Source organism: Nocardia uniformis NBRC 13702, assembly GCF_001613345.1.
GTDB classification, from domain to species: domain Bacteria; phylum Actinomycetota; class Actinomycetes; order Mycobacteriales; family Mycobacteriaceae; genus Nocardia; species Nocardia uniformis.
In genome coordinates, this window is record NZ_BDCE01000099.1 from 1 (window position 1) to 13,445 (window position 13,445).

A 13,445-nucleotide genomic window follows, 5' to 3' on the forward strand; every position below is an offset into this window, starting at 1 on the left:
CCTGCTTCCGCAGAGCAACGGCTAGCGATCATCTCGGACCGTTTGGCATCCTCGGAACGTTCGCATCTGCCGCCTACGGCGCTGATCGGAGCGGCCACGGAGCGCGCCCGAAGACCAACGGGCTGAGGTCATCTCGATCAACTGCAACGCACGGTGAGGGCTTCTGCCGTTCAGCATCGGTCGTACCAGGCGGGCCCGGTACGACCGATGCTACTTACCCGGCGGACTCCTCGGTCTGGTCGTTCGCGTGCCGGGGCAGGTAGAACATCAACGCCCACATCGCTATCACCGTGCCACCGACCCACCACAGCACACCGGTGAACGCGGCACGGTTGAGCGCCCCGTCGGGTGAGCCGCCGGTGACGGCAAAGAACACGAGACCGTTCAGGGCGATGCCGAGCGCGTAGCCCAACTGCAGGGCGGTGTTGAACAAACCGGAGGCTGAGCCGACGCGTTCGTGTGGAACCTTCGCCAGAGTCAGGTCGGCGATCGGTCCGCTGATCATGCCGAGCCCGAACCCGAGGAACAGGACCGGGACGGTCATTGCGAGCAAGGTCAAATCCGCACGCCCGCTACTGATCTGGAGCCCGTACGCCGCCATCGCCGCGAGGGTGATCAGTGCTCCGGTCTGAGGCAGTCGACGCGCGAAACGTCCCGCGGTCTTCGTCGCGAGCATCGCACCCACGAACTCGCCGACCGCGAGCAGCACGAAGGCCAGTCCCGCCATCAGCGCGCTCCTGCCCAGACCACGCTGCAGGTACAGCGTCCAGGTCATGAAGAACAAACCGACCAACAAACCCATCATCAGCTGCGTGGTCAGACCACCGGAGAACTGCCTGACCCTGAACAGCGACAACTCCACCAGCGGGGCCTTATCAGCGCGGCGCCGCTGCTGGCGCAAGAAGACACCGAGTACGACCAGCCCACCGGCGAGCATGACGAAACACCACAATGGCCAGCCGTGGGCGTGGCCCTCGGTGAGCGGAAAAACGATCAGCACCATCGCGATCGCGGACAGACCCACTCCGGTGAGGTCGAGCCGGTCGGCCTCGGCCGCGGTCGACTCGGTGATGAACTTGCGCCCCAGGATGATCACGGCGAGCCCGACGGGCACGTTGATCAAGAAGATCGGCCGCCACGACAGCCCGAACAGGTCGGCGTCGGTGAGCACGCTGCCCAGCACCGGGCCCACGACATTGCCCATCGCCAGCACCGCTCCGAAGAGCCCGAAAGCCCTGCTGCGGTTCTCGCCGACGAACGTGACATGCAGGGTCGCCAGGACCTGCGGCATCATCACCGCGGCGGCACCGCCTTGGAGCACGCGCGCGGCGATCAGCATGCCGGGATCGGCCGCGAGCCCGCACAGCAGCGAGGCCACGGTGAATCCGATGGTGCCCAGCAGGAACACCTTGCGGCGGCCGTAGATGTCGCCAAGCCTGCCGCCGGTGATCAGCGCGAGAGCGAAAGTCAGCGCGTAGCCCGCGGTCACCCACTGCACCGCGGCCGGTCCGGCACCGAGGGACTGTTGCAGGGTCGGGATGGCGGTCAGGACGACCGAATCGTCGACGATATTCATGAGCTCGCCGGTCAGAAGGACCGCGAGGGCGATTCTGGCGGTCGTTGTCATCGCTGACGACGTGCCGGACGAATTCTGGGTTGGTGGCTCGGGGATGTGCTCGGGCTCGTTGTCGAGCGCGGAAGAACTCACGACAGGACTCCTGTTCAGGAATCGGGGAGCTCACCGTCGACCACACCAGGGCAAGACAACACACACCTAGGGCAGACGGCAGAGCTGCACCCGGGAAACAGCGGAAAAGAATGGGTGGTGACGCAACTCAGGCCAGCGCGACGTCCGCCCCTCACACATCCGAACAATCAGGACATGGGGGAATACGGACGGCTACATGGCCTGGGATATAAGTCACCACCTCCAATCCGCTACAGAAACAAGAGTCCACGCCCCGCCTCGCAGGAAAACATGCGGGGCAAGACCCAGTCCACCGTACGACAACCCGTAGATCGCCCGACACCGGACCTGCGGTGTCCTCCGCCACATCATGCAGACAGCGCGCCTCGAGGCCCCAGGACCCGTAGCAATAACCATCTGCTCACGCCGCGTGGCGCGCTGTTCGAACCGGCCACGCGGCACGGCCGAAGATCAACGCGCCGACTTCATCTCGGGCCTCGCGACGCACCACAATGCCGATGATCGAGCATGAATCGTCCTGTAGTTCCGAGGATCCGACGCTGTCACGGCACATCGCTGGTCTGTGCCCATATCGACGTTGCTGACCGCCATCCGAACCCTTGACAGCGTGACCGAATTTCTGGTCTGGCCTGGAGATTTCGATCTCGATAGATCTGACCGTGTCGAGGACGTTCACCTGGCTTCGGGTGCAAGATCGGTGGGGTTCGCAGGGGGCGGCGCTGGGGAGCGACGAATCCGCGCTGATCTTCACGCTCGAAGGAATAACTTACGAACACCTGTTCGTGACGTAGAACCGGGCAGCTCGCCGTTACGCGCGCCGGATGTCCAGTCCGACATGCTGTTTCGTGTCGTTCCGCTACCAGCGAAACGTAATGCCGCACCGTCACCGAGCTGACAAGGTCAGGACCATGGAGAATGAGCTACGGGAAGCCGAACTGCGACTGCAGGCTGCGCAATTGGCCGGGGACGTGGACGCACTGGATGAGTTGCTCGACGATCGGCTGATCTTCACTTTCGGCGCCGACACTTTCACCAAAGCCGACGATCTCGAGTTGCACCGCACCCGAGCTCAAGTGATGAGCAAACTCGAGGAAGAACAGCTGACCGTGCTCGTGGAAGGCACCACCGGGGTGACGTGGTTCCTCGGTGTCGTAGCGGGAAGCGTCCACGGGTCACCATTCGCGGCGAGGATGCGTTATACCCGTGCGTGGGCACACGACGACTCGCGTGGATGGCGAGTCGTTGCCGCTCATGCCTCGACTGTCGAGTAGTCAGCGCTTCGGGCGGCGGTCCCTGTCTGCCCGAATACTGATCCGCGCAGGATTCCAACACGCCTGACGCCAGCCTCTGGCCAGCCGCACGACGCACCATAATGCCGATTACCGCGCATTCGGGTAGAGGGCCTCACGGCCCTGCGCCGCAGCTCGCAGGATGGTCTCGCTGATGAAGTCGCTGAAGCGGGCCATGTTCGCCAGACGGGCGGCGGTCGGGGTGCCGGGGCCGAAGATCTCGACGCCTTGACGGGTGATCTCGGCGACCTCGGCCATGCCGCGGGCACTGTCGATCGTCGCCTGATACCAGACGTTGTCATCGACGATGTAGCGCACGCGGCGGCGTTCATCGGTTTCGCGGCGGACCAGGCCCTGGAGTTCGAGAAGTTTGATCGCCTTGGAGACCGACGGCGGGCTGATCTGAAGTCGCCCAACGACTTCGGAAGCGGTGAGACTGCCGGTGTCCGCGGTGAAAAGGCAGGTCAGCACCCGGGCCGTCGTTCTCGGCATGCCCTGATGCATGAGCATGGTGGTGAACGTTTCCTCGTAGTCGCGCACGGATTCGGCATCGCGTCCGTGGCCGGGTGCCGGGTATGGCCGCTCCCGGGGTGCGGGCTGCGCGCGTCGTAGGGCGCGGCGTTCGGTGGCGCGTTGGGCGAGGTCGGAACGGTAGGACGCGGGCCCGCCGTTGCGCATCACCTCACGCGTGATCGTCGAGGTCGGACGATCCAGACGCCGGGCGATCACCGCGTAAGGGAGGTCCTCGGCCAGTCCCAGGGCGATCTGCCTGCGTTCGGCCTGGGTGAGCCTGCCTCCCGACATGATGATCTCCTTTGTTCTCGATGCCGCCAATGTAGTGGCTCTGACTTGATCATCGCAACGACCCGACCACCCGTCGTTGCGTTATCTTCAAAGCCATCGCAACAATATTTGCATGACTAGCTGCATTTATGGCCACCAAGCGTCACCGAATCGATTGCTCGATCCAGGAAAGCTACGTAGCTTTTCCATTGTCAGGAAAGAGTGATTTACTCAGCAAGACCAGGAGAAACACATGCGGACCAACAGCAACGCCTCGACCGATTCGGCCTGGACCGGGATGGTGCCCGTCGGTGACACGGCGTTGGCCGTGACCGACACCGGCGGTCCCGGCATCCCGGTGCTCTACGTCAACGGCCACGTCGCCACCCAGAAGTACTGGCGCCATGTCATCACCGAGCTGGGGCCGGGATTCCGCCACATCACCTACGACATGCGGGCTCGTGGCAAGTCGGGGACCTCGGCTGACTACTCGTTCGAAACCAACGTCGCCGACGTCGACGCCGTCCTCGCGGCCCGGAATGTGGAGCGGGCGTTGGTGATCGGCTGGTCCTACGGTGCCTTCGTCGCGGCGCACTGGGCCAGCCGAAACCCCGACCGGACCGTGGGCACTGTGCTGGTCGAGGGCGCTCAGCCGCACGACTGGATCGACGAGGTCGATATCGAGGGCATGCGGAAACTATGGCGGCGGCTTGGCTGGTTGATGCCAATGATGCGCGCGGTGGGCCTGGGGGCGCGGATGAGCGCCGATCAGATGGCCGACAGCAACATCGAGGCCGGCGAGATCGCCCGCGAGCGGGTGCTGGGCCCGGTGATGGACGCCATCACCGTCCCGACCCGCTATGTGAACGCCTCCGGGTCCTCCCTCGGCAGCAAAGGCGATGAGCAAGAACGGATTCGCGCCAGTCTGGACAAGGTGGTGGAACGCAATCCGAACATCGAGATCCACGCGAAGGTACCCAGCAACCACGGCAACATCTTGCGCAAGGACTTCCGCACTGTCGCCGAGGCTGTCCGTGTGGTCGCCGAGCTCGACCGCACGCCGCGGTGAAGATCGACCCGAACCGGTTGTCGGCAAACGATCGTGCGCCGACAACCTTCGGTAAGAGCGTGATCGACAGCGATGCCTGAGGTTCGGGAAGGCGACTGGCCGGGACGTGTGGTTGTGCTCGAGTTTCCCGATCTCGTTCGGGTCAGGGCCTGGTACGACTCACCGGAATACCGTGCCGCTCGCGAAGTCCGGTGTCACCGTGCGGCTGGTCTTCGCCGATGGGATGTGAGCGGCTCGGGGCGCACTGCGGCAGGCAACGCCCGCAAATTCCGCTGACCGCGCTGAGGGAACCGGCCAGGCCGCGGCCGATCGAACGCACTGATCTGCCGAATTGAGTGCATTCGGATACAGGGTGTTACCGCAGGATGACCTCGATACCGTTGTCATCGAGGATCTTCAAAAGCAAATCGAACAAGGTTTGCCCTGCATCCACGCCCGGGTGTGTCAGCAAATGCTCCCGCGCCACATCGGAGTGCAGCCATTCCAGCGTGAACGGGCTGGAAGCGCCCCACCCTCCGCGCAGGCAGTCCCACAGAGCATCGAGGTTCCAGCCGAAGTAGCCGCCGGGGCCGTTGATCGTCTCGCCGAGCGCGCAGTAGAAGCTGACGATGTCGGTGACAGCCCGTCCGTCCAGGGTGAAGACATGGCCTGGGGCAGAGTCCGGCCGGCCTCGGCGTTGGTAGGCACTGGTCCAGAGAGCAACCGCCAACCACGCGGTTCTGTCTTCGGTGTCGAGCCCATGCCAGATGTCGCGGCGGTCCATTCGACCGTCACGGATCAGATTCCACACCCACTCGCCGCCGTACTGGGCGCTATCGCAGTACAGCGTCACGCTGAGATCGACCAAACGTGAATCGAGGCTCGATGGGCGAGTCGCGGTGACCGTCATCTCGTACACGAAATAGGAGCCCATCGATACACCGTTGGAGTCGAGCACGTCGAGCCAAGCGCCACCGAGCTGGACTCCGCCCGCAGACAAGGAGTCCAGGCACGCGCGGAGGCCTCCCTGTGGGTGACAGCCCAGAAGCTCGACCGCGAGCAGGTCTTCCTCTGCCCGTGCGGCGAAGAGTCCGCGGACATCGTGCACCTGCCCCCAATGTTCGCCATCCTCATCAGCTTTCAAAGCGCACATACCCAAGCCATCGGACTGATCGGCTGACATCCCTACCCCCTTCGCAAGCTGCCTATCCTATGCAACCCGGTACCGGCGGCGGCAAGCGAGAATGCTCGGCAGGATCGTTCAGACGACCGCACGAACACACGCACATGCCGCGACCCGCGCGGTCCGAAGCGGTCAGCGAGGGTCTGCCAAAGATGAACGAGCAGAGATCATCTCAGCGTCAGCAACGCACCGAATATCGGATGCCCGCGACCAACGACGTTGATACCCTCCGCGCATGTCGGATCGACTGAGCAACGGCGCATCGGGAGCGCTCCGCCGTTTTGCCGGATTGGTGGCCCGTGGATCGGTCGGTCATCCGATGCTGGACGGGATCAACTATTGGGACGAGTTGAAGGACTCGCCCTCGCAAATGGAGATCTGCTTCGCCATCTTCGCCAATGTTCTCGAGCTCGACGACCAGGGCGAGCCCGTCAACGAGAAGTTCGCCGAACGCCGCGCCGCACTGTGGCTCTATAAGTACTGCACGGGGGTACTCCCACCGGGAGAAGTAGCCCTTCAGCCGTGGGAGGTCGAGCTCTACTGACCAGACGGCCTACGCCGAATGCACGGTCATGCCGCGACCTGCGCGGTCCGAAGGGGGCCAACGCGGGTCTGCGGAAGATCAAGGGCCCAAGTCCATGCGGTCGCGCACAAGGCTCCGTGCGGTGTGGAAGAGCGTGGGCAGCGGGACGCGAGGCGCTGAGGCGCCGGTGAAGTACTTCCGGGCGTAGGATATGTCGAGTCCGTGCAGCTCCCACTTGTAGGCCTCGATGCCGGGCTTATCGATCCAGTCGCCGGGCAGAAACACCTGACGTCCGACCCTGCCGCGTTTGCTGCGGACCACCAATCCCTTGTCCACCAACGCGGATTCGGCGGCCCGGTGCCGGGCCGGTTTCCACCCGTTCCACATCCGGATGCTGCGATCAGTGGGTGCCGGCAGTGCGGCCAGCTGCAGATACAGCGCCGCGGCATCCGGGTGCACTCCGAGTTCGGTTGCGATGGTATCGACCAGATCCGGAACGCTCAGCGTGGGATCAGTCTCGAAACGGCCCGCGGGCGTGCGTCCGGAGTCGATGGACGCGCGCATTGCGTCGACTTCGGGGCCGAATACCCAGTCCAGGAGCAGGAGCGCGGCGCGGCGGTAGTCGCGCACGACCGCGCGTAGATCGGCGCTGCGGTCATCTCGCTGGAAGCTCGCCGGGCGGAAGTACAGTTCCCACTCGTCGGACCGACGGCGTTTGGCCACGATCAGACCGTCGTCGAAGGTGTCCGCATCCGGGGACTTCGGCCACGGCTCCGATTCGCGGCGGGTGTGCAATGCGGTAATCGTCTGGGCAGATACGGTACCCAGAGATAGCAGCAGGCCGGGCTGGCGCAGCTGCGCGCGCAGGAGTTCGATGGTGCGTGGGACCCCATCGCGGACGGGATCGCTTGCGGGGAGGTAGGCGTAGGCCCAGCGGCAGAACTGGATCAGCGGTTCCCAGCGCTGTCCGAAAGGCCACAGGGCGTCCGATTCTCCGATGATGTTGAATCCTGTAGTGAGGGTGCTCTTTTCCAGACGAGAGTCCAGCTGCGCCGTCAACATCGCGGAGCCATCCGGGTCCGCCAGCGTCGCGCACAGCACCGCCGCCGATGGCCGGAAGACCAGCTGCGAGTCGTTCAGTTCCATCTCGACCAGCACCGCGGCAGCGAGAGTCGCGGGTGGCACGTTGGGTCGTCTGCCGAACTGTTCGACCCAGTAGGCCGCGAGCCGTTCGGTCAGGGCGTGGATTCCGCCTGGCTGCCAAAGCTCAGCAGGGTCCTGCGGGAGAGAGCGCTCGAACAGCGCTGTCGCCGTGAGCTTGTCGCGGTCGTAGATCTCGCTCAGCTCCCGCTGCGCGTCTTTGGACTCCGCCGCCGTCACACCTAGTGCCGGGCGCTCCCGCGCATCGAATCTGCTGTCCCAGCCGTACCATTCACCACGACCGATCAGCACCTGGGTCGAGGCCGCGTGACTCAGGCCCGTCCGCTCGGACAACAGCCGGGGCGCTTCCGGATCCCAAGGCACCCGGCCCAGGTCCCGCACCAGAGCCGGGAAACGGTCCGCGTCCCAGTCATACTTTGCGGCAATGGAACCCATGCACATCCCCCGGAAGAAGCGGCGACCAATGGTCGCGGTGTACTCGATATGGAACCATCCGGGACCGACATGCCGCGCACCCGGGCGACGGCGCCAGACGTCGTAGAGATCGACGACGCCGAGGTCACCGGCAACGCCTCGCCACCCAACGCTATTCGCCTTTTCCGCGTGCTTGGCACGTCTGGACCGTGCTACAACCAGGATCGCCGACCGAACGTGCAGTTCCTCCACCAGAGGAGAAAAGCTGGTCTGAGCCTCCGTCGGGCACGCCGTAATGCCGATGAGGGTGAACTACTGGCCTCGTTTCGAGATACCTTCGCTCCATGACGGTTAGCGTGCAGTCGGCCGACGTCACCGAGCGCAGCGTCACGGAACTGCTCTACCTGGCCGTGGGCGGTGCTCGGTCTCGACTGGCCCGGGTCATTCAGCGCTATGGCGACAATCCTGCCGCGACCCTGCTGTCTGCGACCGCAGATGACGAGGTTGCTGGCTACGAAGCACACCCAGACAGAATTGTGCTGCTGCACATCGCAACCCGGCCATCGCAGCGCTGATGCGGAACCGGCAGACAGCTCCTCCTCGAGATCCGAGCACGACACCCCGGGCAGGCCATTGTCGCGGAAACCGATCGTGAAGCCCTCGGGTTCTATCTAGCCGTAGGGTTCACCGCACGATCCTTGGGCGAGAAGTACCTCGAGGTCGAACGATTCGAAGTGTGCTGGTCCCCGCCGGTCTGACGGGCAGTCGATCAAGCCGAGCGAGAATATCCGGAAATGCCGCTGATCGCTCGGTTCGAAGCGGTCACGCGGCACGGCCGAAATTCAACGCGCCGAAATCATCTCGGTCTAGACAACGGACCATCCCGCCGAGGCGTCGGGCGCGAGGCCGGGACGTGATGGCCTGCCCCCACAGCCATTTGATGCTGTCGCCATCGATGTTGGTGTATTCCGGTTGAGAAGTAGCGCCGATTTCCTGGTTGTGTTTGCCTCAGCGCGGCACAGTTCCGGTGAGCTTGCCGCCATTCGCGTCGACGACCGAGCAGGTGACCTTCGTACTGGTCTTCCATCTGGCCTCGTTGGAGGGATACAACACGAAGACCCGCAACTGCTCCAACATGGGACTCTCCGCCAGCATTTCGCCCAATGTGGCGGTACAGGCATCTGCTGCCTGCTGCTTCACCTCCGACACACCCGGCCAGGAACCGTCGAGGAAGACCTCGGTGATTGCTTCCGAATGGTGCGGTTGATCGCAGGGCACCACGGTTACCTGACCGACGCGATCGGACTCCACGCCGTCCTGGATGCAGTCGCCCACCTTCACGTCGAAGATCGATATCGAACCTGGGCCGTCCACCGATGCCGAGCTTTCCACCGATTTCGACGACGTGTCGTCGGAAAGCAGAGCGCCACCGGCAAAACCGCCGACGGCCACCAACACCCACAAACTCGACGCCACCAGTCCGCCGATGGCCAGCCCCCGACCCGCTTGCCCGCGTGACCTGATCTGACTCAACGCGATCAGCCCGAACGGTATGGCGAACAGGCACATACCGAGCACACCCGTAATCAGTGCGGCGATGGCGAGACCATTGGTGCCGGGACGCTGCGGCGGTACGCCGGGCGGGTACCCGGGTGGCACGCCGGGATAGTAGGGGTGCGTGCCGTATACCCCACCCGGTGCGGATAGCGGGTAGTCGGACGGCATGGGCATGTGCTGTGGCGGTTGCGGATTCATGACCCCCCTGGATTCTGGCTGCTCGGTCAGCGCTAGCCGGTCGTTACCGTACCGTCTAGTTCATGAGATGGGCACATCGAGGGCGATGTATCCATCAGACGCTGCTCGTGTACAGCCTCGAATCCGTAGGCGGCAGTTGATAATCCGCGGTGTCAGGCCCGCCGCCCGGCTCTGAATTGTTCAGTGTCGCTGATGGAAATGTTCTGGTCAGGACACTCGTCTGTATGAGGTCAAGCCTTCCAGATGCCGCTCTCCAGGAACGCATCCCACGCCTCACCACGGAACCACAACTCCGGCCCGCCAGGGTTCTTCGAGTCGCGCACGCCGACCCGAGTTCCATCCTGGTAAACCTCTACGCAATCGGCGGCGTTAGAAGATCGACTGGACTTATACCACTGCCGAACGGGCGGCTGACTGTTCACGCCTCGTACTCCTTCGCAACTCGCGACACCAGATCGCGGGTGTCGTCTTCCGACAACGCTACCGCTCGCAGCGCCGAGATCGCTTCCTGGTACCGAGCCACCACGTCGGCTTGCTCGTGATAGAGCGCACCGACCGCGCCTTCGAGGTAGACAACGGTGGGTTCGACCAGGCCACCGTTCAGACGCGGGAATTCGAGCATGTGAAACGACTGGATCGCCAACCCTCGGTGCGGCCCGGTCTCGAATGGAATCACCCGAACGCTGATGTTGTCGCGGTTGCCGACCTCCGCCAGCCAACGCAGCTGGGCCGCCATGACGGCGGGTGTGCCTGGCCGGTGGCGCAACACGGCCTCGGACAGGAGCACGTCGGTCCTGAACCCGCTATCTGTCAGTCTGACTTGTCGCCGTTCGGCCAGCTCGATCCGGCGTTCGACATTGACGGCCGACAACCCGGGGACTTCCAGGCGAGCGAGCGCCCGCCGGTAGTCGGCCGTCTGCAGCAATCCGGGGACCAGGACGAGTTGGTGTGCTGTAAGGCAATTGGCCGCCGCCTCCAACCTCAGGTAGTGCGGGAAGTGTGAAGCGAACTGATCCGCGTAAGGTTGCCAGAATCCCTTCGAATTCCCTTGCAGCTTATCTTGTTTCGCCTGTTCCCTCACCTCGCCCCAAAGCCGCAACGCCTCACTCCGGACATCCGGTGCCACCTTGTACAGGTCGAGTAGTTGACCGATTTGCGCGGTAGCGATCTTGGTAGGGATGCCATCTTCCAGACGCAGCAAGGTCTGCTTGGACGTCTCGATGTGCAATCCGGCTGACAGCCCACTGACCTTCGCGCCTTCGCGAATTTGGCGAAGGAACTTTCCAAATGCTCTGCGGGACACCGTGCTCATTTCATTAGCCTCGCTATCCGGGTTGTCACTAATTGGACCGAACCAATCTGGCCCTCCAACAGATTTTCATGGTCGGGCCAATTCGCGCGGTCCTTTAGGTGAATTGGGGGTCTACTTGAAACACACCTCCGGGCGACGACCTCGGCCAAGCCGCCACTCGGAAACCAGAGCGGATACCGACAAAGAGGACATCGAAATGCCTTGGGAATCCTGGGTTTTGCTCCTACTGCTCATCGGCGGTCTGGCCACCACTCTCGGCTCACTGGTGGCGGACCTGCGCGACACCGACAGCCGTCAGGCTCGACAGACCGCGCTCGCACTCGAACTGTCCACCGGCAGCACCTATCCCCGCGCCGTGCGACACCCGCACGGACGCCACCGCGCGGGCGGCCCGGTCCGGCGGTGGCGGCCATGACCGGCGTGTACTCCCGCCTCGACCACCATCCTGTGTCGGCGGATCGACTCGATCTGCGCTCTCCTCACGGTGTCCGAGCGCTGCTGCACCCGCACCGCCAGTGCATCCCCGGACCAGGACACGCCGCCGGAAGTTGCGCCCGATTGCGGCAACTGCTCGACATCGCCGACCGCAACGAATGGTATTGGCTGCGTGCGGAAATCACCCAGCGCTACGGCCCACGCCTGAAAATGCTCGAAGAGCACACCGTCGCCGCCACCGAGGGCCGAATGACCCAAACGGAGGCGATCGAAGCCAGAGTCCACCACCGTGACTGCGACCCACCGTGCGCCCGCGCCCGCGCCGCCTACGAAACCCTGAAGGACGATTTCCTCGCCCCGAAATCCGCGATCGTCCTGCGATTCCCCGATCGCGGCGACCTCTGAACATCGTCGCTCGCCCTTCGTGCGGTTCAGTGCGGTTCAGGGACAACCGGAGAGGCAAGAGATCACCCGCGCCATTTTTGATGTGCAGCAGCATGTTTGACCGTGACCTGCGCTCAGGCGGTTGGGGCGATTTTGTTGTTGACGCGGCAGTTGCGCGGCGGAATGTCAGTCTTGTTGCGGTGCGCGCGTTTTCGACTCGCCATAGCGTTGTGCGACCGCGTGGAATGCCGCCTTGGGGCGGCGCGGGGTGGATTCGCTGACCGCCACGACTCCGAACCCGGCCTTGTCGAGGTCTAGCCGGGGGTCGTCCCGGTGCGGGAAATCGGGCATGGCGAAAGTGAACACGAAGCAGCCGTATACGCCTTCCGCGGTGTACTGGTCGATGAGTTCGCTCAGGTATCGGGCCTGCACGGTCTCGTCGCGGGGGTGGTCGCCGCGGATGTGCGGGGCGGCGGCGAACCAGTTGACGATCTGGAAGGAGCCGGCGCCGCGCAGGTCTGCCCCGGTGAACGCGCCGCAGCCGAATTCGGTGATGACGACGGGCTTGTCGTGGTCACGGACGAGGCTGCGCAGGCGGTCGGTGTAGTCGGCATGGTTGCGGGCGCCGCGGTAGAGGCTGACACCGACCAGGTCGAACAGCGACCAGTCGACCTGCTCCCACCCGGCCGCGCAGTAGGTGAGGGGGCCGTGGAAGCGGCGGCGCGCGGTGGTCGCGGCGGCGGTGAGCAGGGTGTGCAGGCGGCGGTCGAGTCTGCGGCGCAGCAGGCGGTGCCAGCGCAGGATGAGTTTCAGGCGGATAAACGACTTCGGCCCGGGGACGATGCCGGGCGCGGTGTGAGTGAACTCGCTGCCGACCATGAGCGTTACCCGGTCCGGATGTTCTCGCCGCAGTTCCTCCGCTGCTTGCGCGACGGTGTCGAGATGTCGCAGCAACTCCGGCTGCGGCCGGTCGGGCACGTTGGGCCGCAGGTAGACGTCGAGACCGGTCTCCAGGGCGGTGTGGGCTGCCTCGATCAGCTGTGCTGTGTCGCTGCCGATGAGCATCACGGTGTTGCAGTGCAGGTCTCGGGCGATGATCTCGAGATCGCGCCGTTTCTCGGCCTCGGGTGTATCGCCGACCAGATAGGAGATACCGCGGACTGTCAGCATGCGTGGGCCGGTGCCGTAAGCACCCGACTCCGCCCCATCGACCGACCTCCGCCCGCTACCGCAGATAGTTTTTCGAGTCGTCCGAGCGCGAAAGGCGCCTCACGCCAGGACGACTCAGACGTTATCGCACATAAGTACATCAAACCGGAAGGACTGCAACATCCGCGCATGCCGCTGTTGACCGCGCCAGGCGTTTCGGTCACAGCCTGTTCAGGGAAGTCTCATCCGATCCACCTCGGCTCAGCATGGCCCAACGATCCGTGTGGCCGGTAATTGCTGT

14 protein-coding genes and 1 pseudogene are annotated in these 13,445 nt (G+C 64.1%); 7 read left to right on the forward strand and 8 right to left on the reverse strand.

The window, feature by feature from the left end; translation table 11 throughout:
• Positions 1 to 214: 214 nt before the first annotated feature.
• A complete protein-coding gene (locus NU1_RS35095) occupies positions 215 to 1,708 on the reverse strand; it encodes an MFS transporter (protein WP_067528325.1) in 1,494 nt (497 codons plus the stop codon).
• Positions 1,709 to 2,616: 908 nt separating this feature from the next.
• On the opposite strand from NU1_RS35095, the gene NU1_RS35100 reads away from it, so the two are divergent.
• On the forward strand, positions 2,617 to 2,979 hold the full coding sequence (locus tag NU1_RS35100) for a nuclear transport factor 2 family protein (RefSeq protein WP_157553439.1): 363 nt from the start codon (positions 2,617 to 2,619) through the stop codon (positions 2,977 to 2,979).
• 108 nt (positions 2,980 to 3,087) lie between these two features.
• Here NU1_RS35100 and NU1_RS35105 read toward each other — a convergent pair whose 3' ends face one another.
• A complete protein-coding gene (locus NU1_RS35105; protein WP_067528329.1) occupies positions 3,088 to 3,801 on the reverse strand; it encodes a GbsR/MarR family transcriptional regulator in 714 nt (237 codons plus the stop codon).
• A 307-nt stretch (positions 3,802 to 4,108) separates the two neighbouring features.
• Here NU1_RS35105 and NU1_RS35110 point away from each other — a divergent pair, with 307 nt between their 5' ends.
• Together NU1_RS35110 and NU1_RS40875 are read left to right on the forward strand one after the other, a co-directional pair.
• Positions 4,109 to 4,849, forward strand: a complete 741-nt coding sequence (locus NU1_RS35110) for an alpha/beta fold hydrolase (RefSeq protein WP_307645609.1) — start codon at positions 4,109 to 4,111, stop codon at positions 4,847 to 4,849.
• Between the two features lie 72 nt (positions 4,850 to 4,921).
• Entirely contained in the window at positions 4,922 to 5,125 is a 204-nt protein-coding gene (locus NU1_RS40875) for a DUF1330 domain-containing protein (RefSeq protein WP_084522099.1), read from the forward strand.
• Between the two features lie 228 nt (positions 5,126 to 5,353).
• On the opposite strand, the pseudogene NU1_RS44415 reads toward NU1_RS40875, so the two are convergent.
• Positions 5,354 to 5,483 (reverse strand): annotated as a pseudogene (locus NU1_RS44415) (barstar family protein); the annotation flags it as partial.
• Between the two features lie 763 nt (positions 5,484 to 6,246).
• Here NU1_RS44415 and NU1_RS35120 point away from each other — a divergent pair.
• Positions 6,247 to 6,555: a DUF7677 family protein gene (locus tag NU1_RS35120; protein ID WP_067528335.1), complete on the forward strand. Its 309-nt coding sequence runs from the start codon at positions 6,247 to 6,249 to the stop codon at positions 6,553 to 6,555.
• 78 nt (positions 6,556 to 6,633) lie between these two features.
• Here the strand turns inward: NU1_RS35120 and NU1_RS35125 are convergent, their stop codons facing one another.
• Positions 6,634 to 8,361: a hypothetical protein gene (locus NU1_RS35125; RefSeq protein ID WP_067528337.1), complete on the reverse strand. Its 1,728-nt coding sequence runs from the start codon at positions 8,359 to 8,361 to the stop codon at positions 6,634 to 6,636.
• Between the two features lie 92 nt (positions 8,362 to 8,453).
• Between NU1_RS35125 and NU1_RS35130 the strand changes: the two genes are divergently transcribed.
• Entirely contained in the window at positions 8,454 to 8,684 is a 231-nt protein-coding gene (locus NU1_RS35130) for a hypothetical protein (RefSeq protein ID WP_157553441.1), read from the forward strand.
• A gap of 433 nt (positions 8,685 to 9,117) precedes the next feature.
• Here the strand turns inward: NU1_RS35130 and NU1_RS35135 are convergent, their stop codons facing one another.
• The 3 genes from NU1_RS35135 to NU1_RS35140 form a co-directional block, all read right to left on the reverse strand.
• The gene (locus NU1_RS35135; RefSeq protein WP_067528342.1) at positions 9,118 to 9,864 is read right to left on the reverse strand and encodes a DUF4190 domain-containing protein; all 747 of its coding nucleotides are present in this window, start codon (positions 9,862 to 9,864) and stop codon (positions 9,118 to 9,120) included.
• Between the two features lie 230 nt (positions 9,865 to 10,094).
• The gene (locus NU1_RS40880; RefSeq protein ID WP_084522100.1) at positions 10,095 to 10,286 is read right to left on the reverse strand and encodes a DUF397 domain-containing protein; all 192 of its coding nucleotides are present in this window, start codon (positions 10,284 to 10,286) and stop codon (positions 10,095 to 10,097) included.
• The gene (locus tag NU1_RS35140) at positions 10,283 to 11,176 is read right to left on the reverse strand and encodes a DUF5753 domain-containing protein (protein ID WP_067528344.1); all 894 of its coding nucleotides are present in this window, start codon (positions 11,174 to 11,176) and stop codon (positions 10,283 to 10,285) included. Before NU1_RS35140 ends, NU1_RS40880 begins: the two co-directional genes overlap by 4 nt.
• A gap of 196 nt (positions 11,177 to 11,372) precedes the next feature.
• Here NU1_RS35140 and NU1_RS35145 point away from each other — a divergent pair, with 196 nt between their 5' ends.
• The gene (locus NU1_RS35145) at positions 11,373 to 11,591 is read left to right on the forward strand and encodes a hypothetical protein (RefSeq protein ID WP_157553443.1); all 219 of its coding nucleotides are present in this window, start codon (positions 11,373 to 11,375) and stop codon (positions 11,589 to 11,591) included.
• Entirely contained in the window at positions 11,588 to 12,016 is a 429-nt protein-coding gene (locus tag NU1_RS35150; RefSeq protein WP_157553445.1) for a hypothetical protein, read from the forward strand. The genes NU1_RS35145 and NU1_RS35150 overlap by 4 nt, the downstream gene beginning before the upstream one ends.
• Positions 12,017 to 12,181: 165 nt before the next feature.
• Here NU1_RS35150 and NU1_RS35155 read toward each other — a convergent pair whose 3' ends face one another.
• Positions 12,182 to 13,165: a glycoside hydrolase family 113 gene (locus tag NU1_RS35155; protein WP_067528350.1), complete on the reverse strand. Its 984-nt coding sequence runs from the start codon at positions 13,163 to 13,165 to the stop codon at positions 12,182 to 12,184.
• Between the last annotated feature and the right edge of the window lie 280 nt (positions 13,166 to 13,445).

Excerpts from the sequence above, each read along its gene's own strand:
- NU1_RS35100 (WP_157553439.1), top strand. The coding sequence starts at position 2,617 with ATGGAGAATGAGCTACGGGAAGCCGAACTGCGACTGCAGGCTGCGCAA.
- NU1_RS35105 (WP_067528329.1), bottom strand. The coding sequence starts at position 3,801 with ATGTCGGGAGGCAGGCTCACCCAGGCCGAACGCAGGCAGATCGCCCTG.
- NU1_RS40875 (WP_084522099.1), top strand. The coding sequence starts at position 4,922 with ATGCCTGAGGTTCGGGAAGGCGACTGGCCGGGACGTGTGGTTGTGCTC.
- NU1_RS35120 (WP_067528335.1), top strand. The coding sequence starts at position 6,247 with ATGTCGGATCGACTGAGCAACGGCGCATCGGGAGCGCTCCGCCGTTTT.
- NU1_RS35130 (WP_157553441.1), top strand. The coding sequence starts at position 8,454 with ATGACGGTTAGCGTGCAGTCGGCCGACGTCACCGAGCGCAGCGTCACG.
- NU1_RS35135 (WP_067528342.1), bottom strand. The coding sequence starts at position 9,864 with ATGAATCCGCAACCGCCACAGCACATGCCCATGCCGTCCGACTACCCG.
- NU1_RS35140 (WP_067528344.1), bottom strand. The coding sequence starts at position 11,176 with ATGAGCACGGTGTCCCGCAGAGCATTTGGAAAGTTCCTTCGCCAAATT.
- NU1_RS35145 (WP_157553443.1), top strand. The coding sequence starts at position 11,373 with ATGCCTTGGGAATCCTGGGTTTTGCTCCTACTGCTCATCGGCGGTCTG.
- NU1_RS35150 (WP_157553445.1), top strand. The coding sequence starts at position 11,588 with ATGACCGGCGTGTACTCCCGCCTCGACCACCATCCTGTGTCGGCGGAT.
- NU1_RS35155 (WP_067528350.1), bottom strand. The coding sequence starts at position 13,165 with ATGCTGACAGTCCGCGGTATCTCCTATCTGGTCGGCGATACACCCGAG.